We start from the raw sequence: 21805 nt of genomic DNA, 5'->3' as shown, positions 1-21805 counted from the left end.
AATTCCCACTGTTTATTTTCGAGGTTTCATCGCCTACGATTTCTCGTTATACTTATGGGGAGTAAGAAAGTGAGGAATGAAATGAAAAAATTATTATTTGTTTTATTATTTAGTGTTCTAGTAGTGGGAGCGGCCTTTATCATTTATTTAAAAAGCAATCCACCACTTGTCATGAATAGTTATACGAATTCTACAGATGGTTCAACTACAATAATCGTAGAAATAGAGAATAAAGGACTACGTGACATAAAGCTTCGGCAAATACTCATCGACAATAAAGTGCCTGAAAATGTTGAGCTCGTCGTGAGTAAGTCGGAACCGTTTGAAGCCGAAACGAAGCTAGTAGGTAATCCGAATATTACATATCATAAATTAAGGCAAGTAAATATTTTTCCAAGTCAATACATAGATCGCAAGGCCATCGGAAAGCAGCCGCAGCATTATGCAGTGAAGGTTGATGCACCTAAAATAAAAAAAATCACGATTAAGTATGAGTATTTAAAAATGCCATTTACTTTAACGGCTGAGTTACAAGCTACTAAATAGAATGCAACTATAATCAGCGGGGTTTTATTTTCTAGAAAAGTGCAAGAAATCAACGTTTCTAAAAGTGATTTCTTGCGCTTTTTAAGGTTTTGATCAGTTTTGTCTTTACCTTATTGAAGCTGGTTGTTTTTAATAAAGATTGATAATTTGTAATAAAGTTTGATAAAAATCGATATTAAGATTGTGAAGTGAAAACTAGTAAGACAACAGATATTAAATATATCCGTTGTCTTTTTGTTTGTTTATGAAGCACTCCTGCTATGAAATTTTTTATAAGTTAGTATGGAAACCAAGAGCAGTAAAACACCAAATAGCACAAATAAAGCAGAACTAGACAGTACATGATATAATGCGGGGGACATTCCACCAAGCGCCATACCTAAATAACGGACGAAGTTAAAAACGCCTAAAGCTGTTCCTCGATGCTCGCTGTACTCATTGCTAATAAGCGTCGAGAAAAGGGGGGCGGAAAATCCAACGATAATTCCATAACTAAATAAGATAATGCATAACCCCACAAGTGATCGAGTGTGAAATACACCAAATAGTATGACCTGCAAAGGCATAACCATTAACAGTAAGATAAACAAAGTATTTAAGGATATTTTTTTCTGCAACCTTTTAAATAACATACTTCCGACAATCATGCTGACTGTCAAAGGTAAATATAATAATCCAATGAACTGTAAATTTACATGATAATGATCATGGAGCAAGACAGGCAGATAGACAAGAATAGCAAAATAGATGAAAAATACTAAAAAGCTAACGATCATAATACTTGTTCCAATGTAATGGGAAAAGACTGCCTTATATGCATGGATAAATCCTTTGGATGGTATTTTGTCGGTTTCATTCTGTTTTTCACTTGGCAGTAGATAAACAATGAACATCAGCAAGGAAACTGCCATGATCAAAAGAAAAAGAAAAATTCCCTCATAACCAAAAAACTCTCCAATAAAACCTCCAACTACAGGTGAAACAGCTGGTGCAAGGGTAAGCAGTATTTGATACGTTCCCATGGCACTTCCTCTTGCTTCACCTTCAAATAACTGTGCAATCATACTGATTGCAATTAAAGGGATTATCCCGGCCCCGATTGCCTGAATCATTCTAAACAGCGTAAACAACGTAAAACTGTTGGTGTAAGCACAAAAGACTGCTGATACGCCCATCAAAAAAAGACTAATGAGCAATAATCTTTTTTTATTTTGATGTTCAACCACAGTTCCCAGAACAATTTGGATCACCGCAATAATAAAGATAAAGCTACTGACCGTAAAATTTACCCAGCTGATGGATACTTCAAATGAATCCCGAATAAGGGGAATGATCGGTGTATAGATGTTCTGGCTTAAAGAAGCAAAAAACGTGCTAATACTCAAGGCATATAAGATAAACGATTTTTTTGCGCTACACTCTTTTGCATATTTAGTCTCCAAATGGAACGTCATCACCTTTAAGTTTGTCAGTAAGCATTTCTAAAAAAGTGATAATGGTTTCTAACTCGTCGGTATTGAAACTATCCAATAGTTGCAGGTATTGATTTCTTGCCTTCTCATGCAACTGATCGTGGATAGAGGCAAGTTGCTTTCCTAAATCAGTAAGGAGATAGTGAACTTCTTTTTGATTGGTCTCCTGTCTCGTCTCGACAATAACATTCTTCTCTAGCATTTTTTTGATTGCCTTTGTAATGGCTGGCTTGGAGACGTTTAACGTTTCCGAAAGGGATGTATTATTCGCAGTTCCCTGCGCGTTGATGGCAGAAACAATGTGTAATTGAGTAAGCGTCCAATCCATAACAATGGCGTTTTCCTCATTTTTTTTACGGAAGCTTTTCCTCTTTTGGACGGCTTCTCTTTCTTTGATAAATTGTTGTAAAGCATTTAACGCTTCCATCTTTTTGTCTATATGATTCATAATGTCTCACCTAACTTTTTGCGTTTTTGTTAACCGGTTAATAAAAATAGTTTACCGGGTAACAAAAAGTGTGTCAAGTGTAAATTAACTGATAAACAATCAGGCGGAATGGTTTAATAAATGTCGATGTTTTCTTAAACTTTTTTTGGGGAGATGAGATTATTTTCGTGGCTATTAAAGAAAGCCAATGTTTTGATCATCAAACTTCAAAACGTTGGCTTTTTTATATACAGTGAAATCAAGCGTTTAGCGTGATTTTTAATCAAACTTTATTATAGTTCAACATTTATCACTTTCTTTTTTTTATTTGTAAATTGCCCTTATTAAACATAACGAGTCCATTAAATCGCTCATAAAAACCATATAGCGGATATAACAGTCCAAGGAATATGATAAAGGAAGGTATTTTTTCGATAACAGGGATTAAGCTTGATAGGAAAGATCTTAATGTTTCTGTTAAGAAAATAAATAAAGGAATGATAGCAATCGTACCAATTAATAGAAATGGGGTTACTTTTGTCTCTTTTAATTTAACGTGGCAATGTGGACATTCCATAGTAAATGGTGATGAAAAATCCTCAAAGTCTTCAAGCGTTATTGCTTCTTGACAGTCTGGACAAGGTATAGATGTTCTCATAAATAAATCTCCTTAAAAACGAATTCCCTTTAGTATAGTTGAGAATACTTCCAAAAGTAAGCGGGAAATATTGGAGTTGAGAAGTTGGAAATTCAAAGAAAAAGAAAAGGGTCGGGTTCCATAAAACTTTGCTGGGGAAGTCCACTGGACCATTAAAGAGGGATAAAGCTTTGATTGCTAATAAGCTATATACTCGTTTTATGTCTTATCATTTATGCCCGTGTCATTTCATAAGATTGTTTGATGAAAAAATACTAATACTACTAAAACATGATAATCTAATAGTAACATTCATTGAAATGTTAGGAGGGACTTAATGGGGTTTGTCGTCATCGGCGTAGTACTTGTTATTTGTATTTTTACTGTGATTTTAGTGGTTATTAGGAAGCATTCAAACGGGGATATTAACCTGGAAGTTACAGCTGATTGTGAAGGAAAAAATCAATTAGATCAAGCTATTATAAAGATATATTTTACATTTTCGATAGGCAAACTGGCACATCGTAAAAAAGAAATAATGGGCAGTATTGATTGGTCAAAAGGATGGATGCCTGTTTGCTATAATTTGAAGGAAAATGGAGTCTATAAGGACGAAAAATTACTCCCTGCTACAAATGAGAAAACGTATACAACCTTCGAAATCAACGCTACAAATGCGATAGATCCTCTGGGACGAGGTGAGGGGTATGTTGTATTAAAATTAGAGGACCCTATTTCTTCAGATAAATCCAGCGCAGGTGTGATTCTTGTAGTAACAGCCAATATGGTGACCTATCAGCTGTCTGATTCAACTAGCTGGAATAATGACTTTGCAATCAATCATTAAATAATAAAAAAGCTATTCGTTAGGATTAAAGTACCTAATGAATAGCTTTTATGTTTGGTAGGGTAATAATGAAACCTATTCAAGTTAATTTCGTAGAATATTAAAAGGGATACATATCCATGCCGATGTGAAAATTTCCCAAAGGAAAAAATTGAATTTTTGAATTCAGATGGACGATGAGAAGCGTTTTGAAGCGACTATCCAATGTTTAGATGGTACACATGTCCGAATTCACCACAAAGGTACAGAGAGCCAGTAGAAGGGAGATAGTAATTTTTTATGGATGAGGAGTCAGATGATAAGGAGTTGTTAAGAAGTAAAATGCAAACGCTTTCTCTATCAGCGACAACTCCTCGTGAAGAATCGGAAGTATATGTACGAGATTGGCTCAAACATTACTAAAAATAATACAAGAGTGAATACCAATCATCAACCGAAAAGAAGGGAATTGGTTTTGGATATTTTGACAGATAAATTAATAATGATTGGTTTGTTTATTCTCATCATTCACTCGATAGAGACACTTGCGTATGCAGTGCGATTATCGGGTGCACGTGTAAAATTATTAGCCTCAGCATTATCATTGTTCAATGTCATGGTCATGTTTTCAAGGCTAGCAAACATGATGCAGCAGCCTTTTACCGGAAGTCTGACTGACACAGCACCAAAGGAAAACACATTGGCATTTGTGGAACAGCAATTCCGTATTCTTATTGGCGCAGCGTCATTAGGTACATTGGTAGGTATTCTGCTATTGCCAACATTTGTAGCGATATTTTCAAGGGCTATTATTCATTTGTCTGAGGAAAGAGGCTCCATTCCAGCATTATTCAAAAAGGGTTTTAGTATTGACTATCTCAAACGGGGAATAAAACATATTCATTTGCCAAGCTTTTCATATTTAAAGGAGATTAGCTGGCGTAGCATCCCCATTAATTTATTTATCGTGAATGTCGTTATAACGGCCATCTATACAATTGGTGTCTTGTCTGCACTTTACGCCTCTTTATTAGTTCCTGAAAGATCGAATACTGCTGTGATGTCATCAGGACTTATTAATGGTATAGCGACAATGTTACTCATTATATTTATTGACCCTAAGATCTCCATTTTGGCAGATGATGTGATCAATCAAAGAGGCAGCTACTTAAGTCTTAAACGAGCATCTGTAATGATGATGGCATCAAGACTGCTAGGCACATTTTTGGCACAGCTATTATTTCTACCAGGAGCAAAATATATTGCTTGGTTTACACAATTCATGTAAGGGGGATTTACATTGATGATAATTATTCAAGCCTAACAGCTTTTTCTTTGAATTAAGAAGGATAGAGTGAAGTTGATATTAATAAGATAACTTTCAAAGAAAGGAAAATCGATATTTAATGAAAAAATTATGCTTCCTAATTTTAATGATGTTTGTGTTAGTTGCTTGTAGTACGAATCAACAACAAGAGATCCATTACATAGCGAAAAGTGAGCACTGGAAGGCCGTATATCATAGTAATACCGACGAGGGCTTACAACTTTTCTATCTTGGGGAAGAGGGAGATTTAGGTGGTTTAGAAATAACGATAGAAGGGTCTAAAGAATCGCAAAATTATATTGACTACCAGGTAAATAAGGATAAACAGTTAATCTTAAAGAAAAAAGAAAGTGCGAAAATATTTAAAAAGGATGCTGCCCCAACCATTCACATTAAGTGGCAGTCTCACAATGAGACGTTAGAAGTCCGAAGTGGATGAAAACTTAGTATAGAGAATGAGGGGAGCGACATGAAGATGAGCTCTGTGATACATACCTTCGTTTGAACACAGACAGTCTCATCGTTCCTACTAAAAATAGAATATGCAGCAAGTACATGGTTATTGCACAAAAACAATATTAATTGAGCATTATGGCATCGTGTGGCTTCACCTCAACAAGTAAAAGATGAATATTTACAGCATACAGTGGAAGCTTTACAAAATGAACAAATCCGTGTAAGTATTGACGATCGACATGAAAAGCACGGAAATAAAATTTGTGAAACTCAAATGAAAAAACACTTTATATTTTAGTGCTTAGTAATAAAGAAATGGATCGTCAACATGTCACTGTTCCGTAAATATGGGCAGCAACCATTAATTGAAAAACCATGGCAACAGCAAAAGCAAAGGGAATTAAACAATTTAGCTCGCACTTAAGGGAAGACCCTCTAAATGCGAGCTAAAAATATGAAATAAATATTGTGATATTTGTTTTTTGTAAAATTTACTTAAAAATGTAGGTTTTTTTCTTAGATTTTGCTACTATTAATCAATTTTCAAGCATACAATAAATTAAACAACAAACGAAATAGATTTAATTGGCGCTGTTCTTTTGATAATTACTTTCTCCTAAAAGGATAGTTTGTGTCTCAGCGTCAATGACCAGGTATTTATGATAAGTCTCCTGATTATTTTGCTTAAAGGATGCTAAAAAATATACTTGTCGATTGGGATGAATAAAAGTATGTTGAGAGAGGTCTATTTTTTTACGTATAAAATTTGTTTTTAGATGAAATGTTTCTTCAGCCTTCGGTACGTCCTTAAAGGCTATTTTTTGACGAATGTTTAAGGTAGCATCGTTATATTCCTCATAGATTGTCCTGTCTAATTGATGGTAGAAAGCATTCTTAGTACGAAATGTCTGATATTGATTATTAGGATATTTATAAGATGTAGTTCCAGAAGATTTGCAAAGAATCGGTGCTGAATTTTCTACTGAATCTTGAGGCTGCTGTAGTAAAAAGCTTGAAACGACCAATGATAATAAAAACATCTGCATTTTTCGGCCTCCTTTTTCCTGTCATAAAGAAGATATCCTATTTTTATGTTATTTATACGTATCTTTACAACAATAGGAAATGGTGTGTTTTAAACCGGAACCTACTATACAGATTATCGGAAATAGTTTTAGCTAGCTTTATTGATCGCTTTTGAATATTTATTTAGTAGGACATCTAATTCTTGACTACAATCTACCACGCTAGGATGGGTAAAACCTAAATCCATAGCCTTTTTATACATATCTTTTCTTTTATTTTCAATCTCCATCTTCAAGAATTGTTTAAACGATATCTTAACCAAAATCTTTTCCCCCTATAATTTTTTCTTCATATTCTTGAAATACATTGACCTCGATTCAACTTTTTCATTGTATCTCACCTAAAACGAAAAATATGTCACATTGTGTATAGGTTGAGAAATTCGTAATTTAGTCATAGAAAAATATATTCATAATTATATAGTCAAAAAATAAGAAAATCCAGTACTGAGTATTTTAGTCTATATATATTTCCTTTTATTGTATTAATAATATATTCCATTACCCATCACATTAAAATATTACGGTTTTTTTTTGGCCGTATTCAAGAATAGGCAAAGGTTGAAAATTAATAGATTTGCTCCTTTTTTACTATTGAAAACTATGTCGATATTTATTGAAATTTTAATGCATTTCGTATCTTGTCACAATTTATCAAATAAACTTCTTTGTTGTTTGTTATTGAGGAGATTTCCTGTTGGTTGATCATGTTGAGAATTTTCGAAATAAATGGAATGATGGGTGAATAGAGTTTGCATAATTGCTATGATAGGGGAGGTTTATGGTGTTGAAGTTAAGGTTGCCATTATTAAGTATTATGATCGTTACTAGTTTAATGCTTTTAGCATGTTCAGAAGAGAAAAGAAAAGCAGGAGAATCTTCAGAATCAACAGTGGTTACTAACGATTCGGTTCAACACGTGGAACAATCAAAACAAACGCTTCCAACTATCGATAAGCATTATGATTTTACATATTTAGAGAAATTGCCGGAGGAAAAAAGAGCGTTATATGAAGACTTCTTAAAGAAAGGAAATAGTAATAGTTTAAAGACTTTTACACCAGAGGAAATAGTGTTAATTATGATGAATTTAATATTTGAGCATAATTTTGATAAACTCTATGCAATTACTTACAATAACGATGAGCTACCAGATAAAGAAACTTTTATAGCAGAATATATAGATTATTTATTAGATGAGGATATTCAAAATTATTTAATGTACAGATACTACGATAGTATTTCTTTGAATAAGGATTCTAGCACTGAAAGTATAGCAATTGTTCAATTAGAGATAATTTTTGGAAGCTCGCACTACGGTAAGACATATGCCTTATTAAGAGAGGATGGTATGTGGAAGGTTGACCTATACAATTATATAAAAGAAAAGAAGGCAAAGTCTGAAGAAAACTAGAGGGAACTACAATGACTGCCCTATATTTTGTAAGACATGCGCATTCTCACTATAACGCTGATGAGGTCAATCGCCCGCTTTCTAGTAAAGGGTTGAGGATAGGGATCATACCTAGATTATTTGAAAATAAAAATATTCATACGATATATTCAACCATATAAAAGAGCACAAAAACATAAATTACTGATAAAACAATTGATCCTTTAAAGAAAGAATATTATCTAATGGAAATATACTTGATTTTTGACGCTGCCATTCATCAAGTAAGGAGTCACTCGAATTTCGCATTTGAGGGTGGAGAATCCAATGAAATTGCAAAGGAACGAGCTATTACCACCTTGCAATATTATGGTCTTAATGGTGCAATATTTGGGATGTTTATTTTAATAAAACTTTCAATCCATTTCGTATTGGGAAGAATAGAAGGAGGGGTTGGGACAAATGTGTTTCAGCCGACAAAATACCGAACTATCCAATGAAACTCTTATGAAGGGTTTCGGAATAGTCCGGTTTTTCTAGTTATCGTGTTGTGTGAATTTAGAGATTATTCGACTTTATAAAGGATCCATTTCGGCCTCTTGGTTCATTTTATTGTGGAATATTCTTAATTTACCGAGAAAACAAAATATTTGCAACAACTATTATCCTATTTGATTCCATTCTTCTCGTAATAGACCAAATAAAATTACATCATGAAATTGACCGAAGCGGAAAATCTCATTGCGTAGAGAGCCTTCTTTTGTAAAGCCGCATTTTTCATAGGAACGAATTGCTCCTTTATTAAAGCTGAAAACTTGAAGCTTAATTTTATTAATGGAAATATAATTAAAAATAAAATGAATAAGAGTTTTCATAGCATCGGTTCCAAGCCCTTTGCCGTGCCATTGCTCGCCAATTGAGATACCTACAAAGCAAGTACTGTTTTTCCAGTTGATTCCATAGACGCCACAGGAGCCGATAAGCTCATTTGAAGACTTTTCGAATATACCGAAAATAAACTCCTCTTTTTTTCCACTAATACTTTGAAAGAATGAAGCGTGATCCTCAAAGGTGTTTGGAAAGGGAATATCGTCATTGGCAAGTAACAACGTATTTTTTTCACTTTCGATTTTTACAAATGCCTCCAAGTCCGAAGAAGTCATTTGCTGTAAAGTAATAGATTGTCCTGTAAGAAATTCATTAAAATAATTTTCCATTTGTTTTCTCCCTTGTTCAAGGGCTGCAGTTAGAGTTTACATCCCTTGGATTATTTGGTGTATAAACAAAACATCTACTGCAATCTCTGCGCTCATATGCCCAACTCCTTTAGTTTAGCTATCATTATAGTAGCATTTTTGGTAATTAGTAGAAACAATTGTTTTTAAATGCTCATCACCATCATGTGGATTTCCGTTCCAACTGGTGCTTTGTGCTGACGCTGCGCTTTCGCATAGGCAAAACATTGTAGCTGACGCTGGGTTAGCATTTAACTTTTGCACAGAAAACATTTGCTTCGCTACAGCGGTCTTACTGTGACGCTAAGATCTGTTCTCAAGGAGTAGCCTAGTCTTCATTCTAATTAGCGTGAATAAATGTAATCTCTAACTTTTAGTGATGAATCTATTAATTATTGCTTTGCTAGTAGGGCGCTAATGTGTTTGGCTATCACTTCCAATTTAGAAAATGTCTATGCACCAAGTCTCTCAATCTAATAGAGATTCTTAAGTAGTTCTTCTTTCGACTCACTATTGTTAAGAAGTCGTTCATTAACGATATTAAATTCCTTGATATAAAGGACCTTTTCGTCCACTAGTTTCGATATCGATCTACGAGTAAATCATACGCTGTAGAGCCGACAACATAAGCCTGACCAATTGTATTCCATTTTCGCTTTAAAGCTCTCTCTTAATTTACACCTACTCTCACAATAAAATTGTAAATCATGTTAGAATACATTATATTTGTCATTTATTATAGGGTAAAATCTCCCATAAACGTGTTGGAACAGAACTAAGAGCGTATTTTTGAAGGGGAGATTAATGAGGTAGATTACTAGGATTAAAGATGTAAAGGAGAGCTTTCATGAGATTAAAATTTTATGAAGAAAAAGATGAGCATTTAATTGAACGATATACGATTACAGAGGAGCAGCTTCGCTATACGATGTCTCCGAAAGAGAGCATTGAACTAGTGATGCAGGATGAAAATCGTCATGCCGTTCTTGTATTAGATGAAGACAGGCTTGTGACATTTTTTGTATTGCATGAACATGAGGGTGTCAAGCCATATTCCTCTAACGAACAGGCGATTTTAATCCGTGCCTTTTCGACAGACTTTTATGAACAAGGGAAAGGCTATGCGAAAGCAGCATTACAACTTTTGCCGGACTTTGTTTTGACGCATTTTCCTTATATCAATGAGCTTGTGCTAGGGGTTAATTTGCCGAATACTGCCGCACAATCACTTTATAAAAAATGCGGATTTGTCGATGAAGGAAGGCTGGCAAAGGGGTTTAGGGCTGAGATTAAAGTGATGAGTTATTACATAAGTAAAAATAGTAGAGACACGCTTGATTAAAAATGCTGTACTTGTAAGAGGAAGGAATCTAATTAATTTAAAAAATTTCTCATATATAAAAGAAATGAGGGACAGAATGACAGACTTGCTGGAAGCGCGTATAGAGCATTTCGATGAAATTTGTGCAATTGATCAAGAAGTAATTGGAGATTTTTCGCGAAGGGACTATTTGCTTACAGCTATTAATGAAAAGCGATGTATCATTCAACAAACTGAAAAAGGTATTGCGGGTTTTCTCATTTTTACAAATGATTTTTTTGACAATAGCTTCATCTCATTAGTGATTGTCAAACCAACTGAGAGAAGAAAGGGCATTGCCACAACATTATTAAACTTTTATGTGGAAATGGCAGCCACTCCAAAAATCTTTTCTTCTACTAACCAATCAAATACTAGTATGCAAAAGGTATTTGAAATGGCGGGATTTATAAAAAGTGGGTATATTGAAAACTTAGATGATGGTGACCCAGAAATTATTTTTGTGAATTTTAAGTAAAGAATAGATAGAGGCAAGTCTCGTAGTAGAGTTACGGCTACGAGACTTGAAAAGTTATTTTCTTGCTCTTATTAATAAAAAAGAAGGGCTACGATGCTCTTTTTCTAAGGAAGGCAGTTTTTCAACAGCCTCTGAATCAGGAATCGGCTCTAGCATTTTTTCTATTGTTAATTCATGTTCAATCAATGTATTGATGATTGTGGAAATGCTACGGTGATATTTAACAACACCATCCACAAGCCATGGCCGCTCACGCAAACCTTCATCATGGTAATTGTCAATTGCGTAATGGCTCCTATTGCCGCTGTCATCATAAAGCCAATTATCCTCCGTTGTTTTACGAGCAGTAACAATCGGATGCTCTACAGAAAAAATAAAAATGCTACCAGGACGAAGCATTCTAGCGATTTTACCAATGACTGCACTAAAATCCTTTATATAATGTAAGGAAAGAGAGCTTGTTATACAATCAAAGCTGTCAGGAGCTGCCTGATAATCTTCTATCGCTCGCAAATAATAGTCTATATGCGGATGAGCATGTTCACATTGAGCGATTGCCAGCATATTTTTTGAAACATCAATAGCTGTTACATGCTGTGCGTTATTTTCTATACAATAGTATGCAAATTGTCCCATTCCGCAGCCGATATCAAGTATCTGTAAATTAGTTAAATTAGGAAGTAAGGATTTTAACGCTGGTTGTTCAAGCAAGTTATTGTAGTTATACGGTGCTTGACGGTGCTTTTTATATTGATGGAAAAATTCCGGATGGTCATATATATTTTGTTTCATGGTATACCTCCACTTGTCTCACATAACGTTATGTAACATTTGCGCATATTTATTGTCACATATTAACCAAAAAAGAAATAGACTATTATTTCAATTTTTAGTAAGATGTAGGTAGAATGATGCCAACTTTTGTAATTTCCCATCTATCGGATTGTATAGATGGTTTTTTTGATATGAAGAAGTCTTTTCTGTATTTTCGCCACAAAAATGTAACAATTCCGAAAAATAATATTATTTAAAGGGGAATGATGGCACTTATTTTCATGAATCACGTTATTTTTATTGGGAGTAATTATGCGGTTTCCCAAAAAATACATTGGAGGATGTTGTATTGAGTAAAGAATCTTTATTAAGTTTAAGTAGTAATTCATTGTTCGTGGCATTTATTTTACTACTAATCGCTATTATACCGATTGGACTTGCCGTAAAATCAAAAGGAAAAATGTTTGGAAAAGTCGGGCTTCTACTTACATATATTGCTTTTGCTTTACAACTAGTGTATTTCATATTAAGGTGGCTTGCTGTTGATCATGCACCTGTAAGTAATATGTATGAGTTTATGACGTTCTTTGGTATCATGCTAACTGGTAGCTATTTAATCATTCATTTTTTATATAAGCAAATTGTTGTCGGTTTGTTTACCATCCCTGTGTCATTAATTATTATCGGTTATGGAAGCGTTTTTACAAAAACGGTTTCACCACTTGTTCCATCACTGCAAAGCAATTGGTTAACGATTCATGTTATGACAGTTGCATTTTCAAGTGCTATTTTATCGATTTCGTTTGCAACTGGTATTATTTATTTATTAAGAACATTAGATGTTTCTAAATTCTCGCTTAGTGCACTCTTCTTAGAAATTGTTCTGTATTATTTAGTTGTTGTGATTGGCTTTATAATTGTTGCCACATATTGTGACATAGCGGTAGATAAAGTCGAGGTTCAATTTGAAAATAAGCTAGAAAAGAAAGAAACTGCCGTTTATACGATGACACCGCTAATTGTCAATAAAGATGCAGTAACAACTAGTGGGGATCAGGTCGGCCTATTACAGATTACAAATAAGGTAGATGCGAAGAAATTAAATTCAATCGTATGGGCATTTATCGCCGGTACAATTTTATATGCAGTGATTTTCCTCATTACGAGAAAACCGTTAATTGTTTTATTAAAGCCATTAACAAATCGTGTACAACCCACATTAATGGATGAAATTACATATCGAGCTGTTGTGATAGGTTTTCCACTGTTTGCTTTAGGTGGACTTTTGTTTGCCATGATTTGGGCACAAATTGCCTGGAGTAGGTATTGGGGCTGGGACCCTAAAGAAGTATGGGCACTTATTACATTTTTATTTTATGCAGCGTTCCTTCATTTCCGTCTTTCCAAAGGCTGGGAAGGGGAAAGGACAGCTTGGTTAGCGATTATTGGCTTTGGCATTATCGTGTTTAATCAAGTATTTGTAAATTTAATCATTGCAGGTTTACATTCTTACGCGTAAGGATGTTGTAAATGGAATGTAGTGAATATGTTGAATGGGCTAATGTTCTGTATTTCTCATGAAATACAAGATTAAGCATTGTGAGTCTCACAGGGGCGGAAGGTCAATATTTCGCATTACTTGTACATGGAATTGTCTGTAGCAACGATTGTGCTATTTTAGCTTTCATATAAGTGGATAGCGTATTAGGGAGATATGCCTGCCTTGTATAAGGGCTAATTCTTTCTGCATTTTGGAACGTTGACTATGATATACGATCTTTCAAATTTGAAGCTGTACAAATAAAATAACCGTAAAAAAGAGACATCCATAATTTGGATGTCTCTTGGATTTTGCACTGTTTATTCTAAAGCTAAAATTAAAGCTTTACAACATTAGTTGCTTGTGGTCCGCGGTTTCCTTCTTCAACGCCAAATTCTACTTTTTGGCCTTCTTCTAAAGTTTTAAAGCCATCTGATTGAATGGCAGAGAAGTGTACGAATACATCATTTCCACCTTCTACCTCGATAAAGCCAAAACCTTTTTCCGCGTTAAACCATTTTACTGTACCTTGTGTCATGTGAACAACCTCCCAAAAAAATTAAACAATCATATTGCTTCGATCACTTGCAAAAAATCACGTATTCAAAAGCTCGTATTACTTTTGAATACGTGATTTTAACGGCTAAGATGAAGTAATGTAATTATTGTTTTTATTATATAACAGTACCCAATATTTATCCAGTATATTCCGCTTTTTGTAAGAAAAAATTTACATTAAAGCTATTTTCAATATAATTAGTTGATCCACGCCTTCTCTTTAGCAACAATGACTGCCTCAGCACGTGATTCTACGTTTAGTTTGACAAAAAGTTTGGATAAATAGTTTTCAACAGTGCGCTGCGTGACCCCAATAGCTGAAGCAATTGCTTTATTCGTACAACCTTGTGCGACAAGCTGTAATATTTCTTGCTCCTTGTCGCTTAGTAAAATCTCTTGCTGCATATTTGGTAAATTGATGCGCTGCTGTACAAAATCTAAAAAATCAGCTGCTAGCAGGATCTCGCCTCTTAGTGCTGCTTCAATGGTTTGAATAACTTGCTGTTTCGTGGCAAGCTTTGATAATAATCCATCGACCTTTTTTTCAATTAGTAATTCGTAATAATCGGAAAGCTCATAGCCTGTGTAGAGTATAATCAGTGCTTCTGGTTGCTTTTTCTTAATCATTTCCGAAAGCTGGATACCGTTGACGGGCTTCATATTTATATCGATTAAAAATAATTGAAAAGCTTGAGCGTCCATTCTAGACAGAACAGCGGCACTATCCTGCTCTGTGTCTATTTGGACATTTGTTAAATCCTGTAATAATGTTTTCGTACCATCTAAAACGACAGGATGGTCATCTACAATAAGAATATCAATCATATGATTCCACGTCCTCTTGTATTTGAATAAAAATTTGCATTCCTTCATTTTGACTGGAGGTTATCGTGATGTCGCCATTAAAAGCACGGACTCGTTCTCGAATTCCGTTAATGCCCATTGAAGCGGAAGATTGCATTAAATCTTCAATATCGCAGCCAATACCATTATCTTCGTATTGAAGGGTAAAGCCGCGATTGATCACTTGTAGTTTTAGTGATACTTCAGTTGCCTCAGCATGCTTAATGGCATTATTTAAAAGCTCCTGCACAAGTCGATAGACAACTAAATGTAAGGTTGCATCCTGAAATTGGACGCGTTCTATTTGGGCGTTTAATAAAAAATCGGCACGTATTTTTACTTTTTGAATGAGTTTTTTTAAGGCGATTTGTAGCCCAAATGTATCCAGTAATGGAGGGCTTAAATTCTCACAATACTCTCGTAAATCCTTCGAAGCATTTAGCAATTGCTCTCGAATATCTAATATCTTTTCTTTATTGATAATAGGCGCACTAGCAATGACATCTAACTCTCTCCCTAAATGAAGTTGTTCCTGTAATATAGTGTCATGTAATTCTTGCGCTAAAATACTTTTTTCCTTTTCAATGATATTCCATAATAACTTATCGAGCCAAGGAAGCTGAGTATCATTGCTATCCTTCATAAGCCGTATTTCACTTATTAAATCTTCAATGAGCTTTAAATTATCAATAAACATTGAAACATAGAGCGCAAGTAACTCTAACCAAAGAAGCTCCTCTTTTTGTAATGCATGTCGAATGGTTAACATGATTTTCTCTTCACCTGAATCATGTAATAACAGGTGCGTCATGTTATCCACTAAGTTGACTTCACCGCGAGAGAATGGCGTATCATCAGTTATTGTTGTAATCGTAAAAGCTGTAGTACCAAGCTTTTCTGTTATCTCATATTTGAATTGCTCTAGTAATTCTTGCTGATCTTTTGCCTTACCCATACGATTAACGGCAGCATATAAATTATGTACATAATTACCAGTAGATGAAAAAATAATCTTTCGATACTTAAAATCAAGCTGCTCCTTTATATAAAAACTAGCAATGATAACGAGGAATATAAGGATAAAGACGCTCGTAATTTGAATAATCGATAATGTGTCAATAATCAATATGGAAATGCCTGTTGTTAAGATTAATGCACTGAAAAAAGCAAGTGTTGAATAATAGCGCAAACGAGATAATTGATATTCAATATCGAATAATCGTTCGTTCACTTGAATGAAAATAAAAGAAAAAGGAATAAACAATAAAAATAATGCAGCTACCTCGGCATGTAAAATAGGGTTTTGACCTAAAATTTCGGGTATAACGAATAATAGTAAAAATGGCAAAAAAGGCGTAATAAATGCAATGGTGATCAGACGGATTTTTGCCAGCTTAGTTCGTAAATAACTCGTTAGTAAAATATAGATGGCATAGAGAACAAGAACAGCAAATATCGTTAAATAAATTAATGCTGTTATTACCCGAAAATCAGAATTCATTCTCATTATGAAATTACAGCAAGGTATAATTAGTAGTAATAAATAAAGCCATTTGGTATTGAGGTACGGCCATTCTAGATGTAGGTATCGGAAGTAAAATTGTAAAAAGTGAATAAAAAGTAATATGCATAATACGATACCAATACTTATTACTGCTTCTCCAATTAAATTTCCTCTACTCGAGGCCCCGCAACTTATATAGGTCAAAGAACAAGTTAATAAAAATAATGTTAGTAGACTAGTTAGTTGATTATCTTTATTTTTTTGCCATAAATAGATGGCAACACCTAAAGATAGGACAAAATAAAACAGTGGAAAAATAATTTGCAAATAAAATTCTTCCGGATTATCTTTATGCTTAGCTTTAACCGAATGAAATTCACCATTCGTCTTCATAAACGTTAATTCCTTAGCACTTCTAACGATTGAATCGAGTTGGATTGAACGAATATTTTCTGCAGGAATACCATCAATTGTCAGTACCATATCGCCTTTTTCAATGTTATTTTGCTGTGCCCATGTTGGGTAATAGAACTCAGTTATGATTGGTTTTTGGCTAGTTGTGTCCACTAAAATACCAAGTAAAGGGATTCGCATTGCCACTATGAGCACATAAATACCTAGTAGTAGGTAGGTTATGAAAATACTATAAGTCCATTTACTCATCGTTTTCTCTCAATTATTTGCATGATAATATGACCCCATTTCAATCTTAATTACTATTTATTATCCATAATTTTTGGTAATTTTGGAATACCGAAATAAGGAGTTTCGGAAAACCACTATTGCCTTTTCGGAAAAACGAAGTAGTTTTTTCGGTGTTGCCTATGATAGTTTAAATCTAGCATATGTGACGAAAAGGAGGAGCGTTGCATGAAAAAGAAAGGATTGCCAATAATCCTTTTTTTTCTAGTCGGCATAATGTCGTACCCGATGACAATAATCGCTAAGGACCTTGAGAATGATGCGGTGAAAGTTGATGTGTGCATTATTGGGGGTGACAATCGTTTTGTCTATAAAATTCCTAAGCATTTACATAAAGATACGCCGTATGCTGAGATGAAGAATAATATTGAATCTTCCTTAGAAAGTCATTGGAAGATCGGGGATGCTCGTTATGAAGCTCACCAGACAGATGTTACGTATACTTTTTCCATTAAAGATTTAATTAATGAAAAACACAATGGGCAAATGAAGGTAGCGATACCCTATACTTTTTTAGTAGGGATGTTTGGTGAAAATGATGCTATTCAATTACGCATTTTGGCAAGCAAATTAATCGACTGGGAAGCCAACTCAAAGGATTGGGCAACGCTCGGCTTTGTGGAACCGCCCACTTATTTTAGTAAGCAGGAATATGTTTACGAGGGAGCGGTTAACAACCTGCTACAGCAGCGGGTCGGACATTTTAATGGCACGGTTATGAAAGGGCAAATGGTTCTACATAGTGTTATTTATTTTAGCTTTATTATTGCACAGCTTTTCGCCTGTATATTTTTATCAAGACGTTTAAAAAAGAAAATTATAGAAGATCCAGAAAACATGCATCAGTTCCGAAAACTTAACTATATGTACCAAATCATTCCGTTAATGATTATCGGTGTGCAAATTATATTTCTAGTCATGTCAGGATTATTGACTGCATTTAGTGTCTATTTTACTCCAGGGATAGATCTTTTACTGATTATCGTTCCTATTTTATTTAATATTATTTTATTACCAACGTTTTTTTTCACAATTGAGCGTGAAATCGCAAAAGAGCTAGAAAACAATTTCTTTGGCTCTGATATGTAAATATTGTTTTTATATTTGGACGTCCTAGATGTTATAATGGTCAACAGCATACATGAAGGAGCTGTTGATTAACATGGCGCATCCAGAAATCGCGTACTTAAATTTACTACAACATATATTAGAGAGTGGCGTTAAAAGGGAAGATCGAACAGGTACTGGTACATATAGTGTATTTGGCTATCAAATGCGATTTGATTTAAGCGAGGGTTTTCCTCTTTTAACGACTAAACGTGTACCATTTAAACTTGTAGCAAGTGAGCTGCTTTGGTTCATAAAAGGGGACACAAATATTCGTTATTTACTGCAAAATAATAATCATATTTGGGACGAGTGGGCTTTTAAAAAATGGGTTGAGTCCGATGAATATTCAGGTCCTGACATGACAGACTTTGGCCGCCGTTGCTTAGTGGACGAGTCTTTCAATGCAGACTACAAAAAAGAGTTAGCCTCATTTTGTGAGCGCGTTTTAACAGACGATGACTTTGCACGTAAATACGGAGAACTAGGGAATGTTTATGGCAAACAATGGCGTAATTGGACAACATCAACTGGGGAAAGCATCGATCAATTACAAGATGTAATCAATCAAATCAAACACAATCCCGATTCACGACGCATTATTGTCAATGCGTGGAATCCAGAAGATGTTATCAATGCAGGAGCAAAAGGTAGTAAAGCCGCCTTACCTCCTTGTCACGTGATGTTCCAATTTTATGTCGCAAATGGAAAATTAAGCTGTCAGCTAATGCAAAGAAGCCTTGATACATTATTAGGCTGTCCATTTAATATTGCCTCATATGCATTACTGACACATTTAATTGCACATGAATGTGGTTTAGAAGTTGGCGAATTTATTCATAGCATTGGGGATGCTCATATATATTTAAATCACATGGAGCAAGTAAAAGAACAGCTTTCGCGCGAGCCTAAGGACCTACCAACCTTAAAAATTAATCCAAATAAAACGTCAATCTTTGACATAGAACTCGAAGATCTTTCCATTGAGGGCTATGATCCACACCCGACAATTAAAGCTCCAATTGCCGTTTAAACTAAAGCAGCAGCCGTCTAGGTTGCTGTTTTTTTTAAACAAACTAAATACGAAGCGTGGTGGGGCGACGGAAGAACTGGCGGAGTGAGGAATAGAGCTAGCGTGAAGGGAAGTAGAGGCGAAGTGACGGGAACCAGATCAGAGTGCGGATAGCGGAGGCGGAGTGATGGGAAGGAATCAGGGGTGACGGATATAAGAGTCGGAGTGATGGTAGAGATCAGAGTGACGGATAGCGGAGGCGGGGTGACGTGAAGAGATCAGAGCGTCGGATAGCGGAGGTGAAGTGATGGATGGAGATCAGAGCGAAGGAAGCGGAGGCGAAGTGATGGGAAGAGCCGGCCGAGTGACGGAAAGCAGAGGCCGAGCGACGGAAAGAGATCAGAGCGACGGAAAGAATGGCCCAAACGACGGAAAGAAGAGACGAAGCGACGGAAAGAAGAGTCGAAGCGACGGAAAGAACCAGCCGAGCGACGGAAAGCAGAAGCCGAGTGACGGAAAGAGATCAGAGCGACGGAAAGAATGGCCCAAACGACGGATAGAAGGGCCGAAGTGACGGAAAGCAGATGCCGAGCGACGGAAAGAGATCAGAGTCACGAAAAGAAAGTGCAATGTGATAGATAGAAGAGTTGAAGTCGTGGATAGAACCAATAGAATCGTGGATAGAAGAGCCGAAGTCGTGGATAGAATGGCCCAAACGACGGATAGAAGAGTCGAAGTGACGGAAGTCGAGCGACGGAAAGAGATCAGAGTGACGGAAAGAATGGCCCAAACGACGGATAGAAGGGCCGAAGTGACGGAAAGAAGCAGCCGAGTGACGGAAAGCAGATGCCGAGCGACGGAAAGAGATTAGAGTCACGAAAAGAAAGTGCAATGTGATAGATAGAAGAGCCGAAGTCGTGGATAGAATGGCCCAAACGACGGATAGAAGAGTCGAAGTGACGGAAAGAAGCAGCCGAGTGACGGAAAGAGATCGGAGCGACGGAAAGAATGGCCCAAACGACGGATAGAAGGGCCGAAGTGACGGAAAGCAGAGGCCGAGCGACGGAAATAGATCAGAATCACGAAAAGAAAGTGCAATGTGATAGATAGAAGAGTTGAAGTCGTGGATAGAACCAATAGAATCGTGGATAGAACCAATAGAATCGTGGATAGAAGAGCCGAAGTCGTGGATAGAATGGCCCAAACGACGGATAGAAGGGTCGAAGTGACGGAAAGAACCAGCCGAGCGACGGAAAGCAGAGGCCAAGCGAAGGAAAGAGATCAGAGTGATGGTAAGAAGAGTCGAAGCGACGGAAAGAACTATCAAATAGCAGGATACTACCGCCAAAAGAAAGAGCCTTAATTTATTTTAAGCTAAATCCCTAAGCACTTTATAAGTAGGATATTTAAATTCATGAAAATTTTACCGATATAAGTTTTAATCTGGAAGTCCTAATAAAAATTTAGAGGTGAATGATGTGAGGAGATCGTTGATTTTTCAAATAGATGGAAGAGGGTGCGAGCAGTGTTTAAGGACGAAATTGCTGACCAATACTCCTCAACAACAAGAGGAATTTACTCTTCAACATGAGCTACCACACATCTCTACAAAATTAACGCAGGAGCAAATACATAAAATGATGCAAGTCGTTGAGGAAATTCGCCTGAAACCTTATAAAGAAAGACTATAAATGTAAGCGCCTTCTAAGCTATAATAGCTGAGGAGGTGTTTTATTATGAACGTGATCTTTGTAGATTCGGTTTTAGGTACAGAGCTTTTGCAAATGGTGTCACACGATGTTGCGGGTATATTGGCTGCGGCACAAGGAGAAAGTGTGACGTTTCCAGTTGGTCATTTTAAGTATGAATTTCATAACTTAGACTTTTATGAGGAAGATGGGGAAATACGACAAGAATTAGTTATTTACGTAAAGCAGTTATAATATCGTATAATACTCTGATAACGGTAAAAAATAAATACAGGTGCAAATAGAGCAATTTGCTTGTTTTTATTTAATCCTGTAACTATAATAGTTACAACAGGTGGTGATACATATGGTGAACAGTCGATATTCGGTAGCGATCCATATACTTTCGCTCATTGCAACAACATCTGATAAAAGCCAGCTGACGTCTGATTTCATCGCAGGTAGTGTGAATACAAATCCAGTTGTCGTGCGACGAATGATTGGGGTGCTTAAAAAAGCAGGCTTGCTTTCGTCACAACCAGGAATTGCAGGCTATGATCTATTAGTGGAGCCAAAAGATTTAACGCTATTAGCCATTTACCATGCGATTGATGGACCAGAGCAGCTTTTTGCGATTCATGATGAGCCAAATCCAGCATGTGCGGTTGGTCGAAAAATCCAACGGACATTGGAGGGTGTTTATACATCTGTTTGGCATGCAATGGAAGAACAACTACAAGCACAAACTTTACAGGATGTGCTAGATCAACTTCGTTAAAATCAACGAAGTCGGTCTTTTGTATCCGACCTGTAACTTAAATAGTTACAAATGAAA

The 21805-nt window shown here is 35.8% G+C and carries 27 protein-coding genes; 17 read left to right on the top strand and 10 right to left on the bottom strand.

Annotated features, from left to right (window positions below):
• Positions 1-81 precede the first annotated feature (81 nt).
• Positions 82-546 (top strand): hypothetical protein, encoded by a 465-nt coding sequence (locus ACIQ7N_RS15425; protein ID WP_402933573.1) that lies wholly within the window; start codon positions 82-84, stop codon positions 544-546.
• Positions 547-788: 242 nt separating this feature from the next.
• Here ACIQ7N_RS15425 and ACIQ7N_RS15420 read toward each other — a convergent pair whose 3' ends face one another.
• The 3 genes from ACIQ7N_RS15420 to ACIQ7N_RS15410 form a co-directional block, all read right to left on the bottom strand.
• A complete protein-coding gene (locus ACIQ7N_RS15420; protein WP_402933570.1) occupies positions 789-1988 on the bottom strand; it encodes an MFS transporter in 1200 nt (399 codons plus the stop codon).
• Entirely contained in the window at positions 1978-2466 is a 489-nt protein-coding gene (locus ACIQ7N_RS15415; RefSeq protein ID WP_402933568.1) for a MarR family transcriptional regulator, read from the bottom strand. Before ACIQ7N_RS15415 ends, ACIQ7N_RS15420 begins: the two co-directional genes overlap by 11 nt.
• Positions 2467-2755: 289 nt before the next feature.
• The gene (locus ACIQ7N_RS15410; RefSeq protein ID WP_248718993.1) at positions 2756-3103 is read right to left on the bottom strand and encodes a hypothetical protein; all 348 of its coding nucleotides are present in this window, start codon (positions 3101-3103) and stop codon (positions 2756-2758) included.
• A gap of 316 nt (positions 3104-3419) precedes the next feature.
• On the opposite strand from ACIQ7N_RS15410, the gene ACIQ7N_RS15405 reads away from it, so the two are divergent.
• The 5 genes from ACIQ7N_RS15405 (at position 3420) to ACIQ7N_RS15385 (ending at position 5989) form a co-directional block, all read left to right on the top strand.
• Positions 3420-3929, top strand: a complete 510-nt coding sequence (locus ACIQ7N_RS15405) for a hypothetical protein (RefSeq protein ID WP_402933565.1) — start codon at positions 3420-3422, stop codon at positions 3927-3929.
• A 279-nt stretch (positions 3930-4208) separates the two neighbouring features.
• On the top strand, positions 4209-4331 hold the full coding sequence (locus tag ACIQ7N_RS15400; protein ID WP_402933563.1) for a hypothetical protein: 123 nt from the start codon (positions 4209-4211) through the stop codon (positions 4329-4331).
• A gap of 79 nt (positions 4332-4410) precedes the next feature.
• Positions 4411-5196: a lipid II flippase Amj family protein gene (locus tag ACIQ7N_RS15395; protein WP_402933589.1), complete on the top strand. Its 786-nt coding sequence runs from the start codon at positions 4411-4413 to the stop codon at positions 5194-5196.
• A 118-nt stretch (positions 5197-5314) separates the two neighbouring features.
• Positions 5315-5674 carry a hypothetical protein gene (locus ACIQ7N_RS15390; protein WP_248718997.1) on the top strand — a complete coding sequence of 120 codons (360 nt, stop codon included), beginning with the start codon at positions 5315-5317 and terminating at the stop codon, positions 5672-5674.
• A 162-nt stretch (positions 5675-5836) separates the two neighbouring features.
• Entirely contained in the window at positions 5837-5989 is a 153-nt protein-coding gene (locus tag ACIQ7N_RS15385; RefSeq protein WP_402933561.1) for a His/Gly/Thr/Pro-type tRNA ligase C-terminal domain-containing protein, read from the top strand.
• A 283-nt stretch (positions 5990-6272) separates the two neighbouring features.
• On the opposite strand, the gene ACIQ7N_RS15380 is transcribed toward ACIQ7N_RS15385, so the two are convergent.
• The gene (locus ACIQ7N_RS15380; RefSeq protein WP_402933558.1) at positions 6273-6737 is read right to left on the bottom strand and encodes a hypothetical protein; all 465 of its coding nucleotides are present in this window, start codon (positions 6735-6737) and stop codon (positions 6273-6275) included.
• Positions 6738-6865: 128 nt separating this feature from the next.
• The gene (locus ACIQ7N_RS15375) at positions 6866-7006 is read right to left on the bottom strand and encodes an aspartyl-phosphate phosphatase Spo0E family protein (protein WP_198516187.1); all 141 of its coding nucleotides are present in this window, start codon (positions 7004-7006) and stop codon (positions 6866-6868) included.
• A 557-nt stretch (positions 7007-7563) separates the two neighbouring features.
• Between ACIQ7N_RS15375 and ACIQ7N_RS15370 the strand changes: the two genes are divergently transcribed.
• Entirely contained in the window at positions 7564-8190 is a 627-nt protein-coding gene (locus ACIQ7N_RS15370) for a hypothetical protein (protein ID WP_402933556.1), read from the top strand.
• A 224-nt stretch (positions 8191-8414) separates the two neighbouring features.
• Positions 8415-8669 carry a hypothetical protein gene (locus ACIQ7N_RS15365; protein ID WP_402933553.1) on the top strand — a complete coding sequence of 85 codons (255 nt, stop codon included), beginning with the start codon at positions 8415-8417 and terminating at the stop codon, positions 8667-8669.
• 162 nt (positions 8670-8831) lie between these two features.
• On the opposite strand, the gene ACIQ7N_RS15360 is transcribed toward ACIQ7N_RS15365, so the two are convergent.
• Complete coding sequence (locus ACIQ7N_RS15360) at positions 8832-9386, bottom strand: GNAT family N-acetyltransferase (protein ID WP_402933551.1); 555 nt, start codon at positions 9384-9386, stop codon at positions 8832-8834.
• 865 nt (positions 9387-10251) lie between these two features.
• Here ACIQ7N_RS15360 and ACIQ7N_RS15355 point away from each other — a divergent pair.
• Both ACIQ7N_RS15355 and ACIQ7N_RS15350 read left to right on the top strand, forming a co-directional pair.
• A complete protein-coding gene (locus ACIQ7N_RS15355; RefSeq protein WP_248719002.1) occupies positions 10252-10746 on the top strand; it encodes a GNAT family N-acetyltransferase in 495 nt (164 codons plus the stop codon).
• A complete protein-coding gene (locus tag ACIQ7N_RS15350) occupies positions 10739-11242 on the top strand; it encodes a GNAT family N-acetyltransferase (RefSeq protein WP_402933548.1) in 504 nt (167 codons plus the stop codon). The genes ACIQ7N_RS15355 and ACIQ7N_RS15350 overlap by 8 nt, the downstream gene beginning before the upstream one ends.
• Before the next feature lie 54 nt (positions 11243-11296).
• On the opposite strand, the gene ACIQ7N_RS15345 is transcribed toward ACIQ7N_RS15350, so the two are convergent.
• Complete coding sequence (locus ACIQ7N_RS15345) at positions 11297-12034, bottom strand: class I SAM-dependent methyltransferase (RefSeq protein WP_402933546.1); 738 nt, start codon at positions 12032-12034, stop codon at positions 11297-11299.
• Between the two features lie 331 nt (positions 12035-12365).
• Here ACIQ7N_RS15345 and ccsB point away from each other — a divergent pair, with 331 nt between their 5' ends.
• Positions 12366-13535 (top strand): c-type cytochrome biogenesis protein CcsB, encoded by a 1170-nt coding sequence (gene ccsB / locus ACIQ7N_RS15340; RefSeq protein ID WP_402933544.1) that lies wholly within the window; start codon positions 12366-12368, stop codon positions 13533-13535.
• 358 nt (positions 13536-13893) lie between these two features.
• Here the strand turns inward: ccsB and ACIQ7N_RS15335 are convergent, their stop codons facing one another.
• The 3 genes from ACIQ7N_RS15335 to ACIQ7N_RS15325 form a co-directional block, all read right to left on the bottom strand.
• Positions 13894-14094 carry a cold-shock protein gene (locus ACIQ7N_RS15335; RefSeq protein WP_053592785.1) on the bottom strand — a complete coding sequence of 67 codons (201 nt, stop codon included), beginning with the start codon at positions 14092-14094 and terminating at the stop codon, positions 13894-13896.
• 218 nt (positions 14095-14312) lie between these two features.
• Positions 14313-14939 (bottom strand): response regulator transcription factor, encoded by a 627-nt coding sequence (locus ACIQ7N_RS15330; RefSeq protein WP_132358131.1) that lies wholly within the window; start codon positions 14937-14939, stop codon positions 14313-14315.
• Positions 14932-17124 (bottom strand): sensor histidine kinase, encoded by a 2193-nt coding sequence (locus ACIQ7N_RS15325; protein WP_402933541.1) that lies wholly within the window; start codon positions 17122-17124, stop codon positions 14932-14934. Before ACIQ7N_RS15325 ends, ACIQ7N_RS15330 begins: the two co-directional genes overlap by 8 nt.
• Positions 17125-17331: 207 nt before the next feature.
• On the opposite strand from ACIQ7N_RS15325, the gene ACIQ7N_RS15320 reads away from it, so the two are divergent.
• The 6 genes from ACIQ7N_RS15320 (at position 17332) to ACIQ7N_RS15295 (ending at position 21748) form a co-directional block, all read left to right on the top strand.
• The gene (locus ACIQ7N_RS15320; protein ID WP_402933540.1) at positions 17332-18252 is read left to right on the top strand and encodes a hypothetical protein; all 921 of its coding nucleotides are present in this window, start codon (positions 17332-17334) and stop codon (positions 18250-18252) included.
• A 73-nt stretch (positions 18253-18325) separates the two neighbouring features.
• Positions 18326-19303, top strand: a complete 978-nt coding sequence (locus ACIQ7N_RS15315; protein ID WP_402933537.1) for a thymidylate synthase — start codon at positions 18326-18328, stop codon at positions 19301-19303.
• Between the two features lie 634 nt (positions 19304-19937).
• Complete coding sequence (locus ACIQ7N_RS15310; RefSeq protein WP_402933535.1) at positions 19938-20153, top strand: hypothetical protein; 216 nt, start codon at positions 19938-19940, stop codon at positions 20151-20153.
• A gap of 354 nt (positions 20154-20507) precedes the next feature.
• Positions 20508-20645: a hypothetical protein gene (locus tag ACIQ7N_RS15305; RefSeq protein WP_402933534.1), complete on the top strand. Its 138-nt coding sequence runs from the start codon at positions 20508-20510 to the stop codon at positions 20643-20645.
• Positions 20646-21018: 373 nt separating this feature from the next.
• Positions 21019-21225, top strand: coding sequence for a thymidylate synthase (locus ACIQ7N_RS15300; protein ID WP_142507970.1), 207 nt, complete (start codon positions 21019-21021; stop codon positions 21223-21225).
• 112 nt (positions 21226-21337) lie between these two features.
• Positions 21338-21748, top strand: a complete 411-nt coding sequence (locus tag ACIQ7N_RS15295) for an Rrf2 family transcriptional regulator (RefSeq protein ID WP_248719009.1) — start codon at positions 21338-21340, stop codon at positions 21746-21748.
• Positions 21749-21805 lie beyond the last annotated feature (57 nt).

It is taken from the genome of Lysinibacillus sp. NPDC095746 (assembly GCF_044763535.1).
GTDB lineage: Bacteria > Bacillota > Bacilli > Bacillales_A > Planococcaceae > Lysinibacillus.
This window is presented reverse-complemented; position numbering and strand designations above follow the sequence as displayed.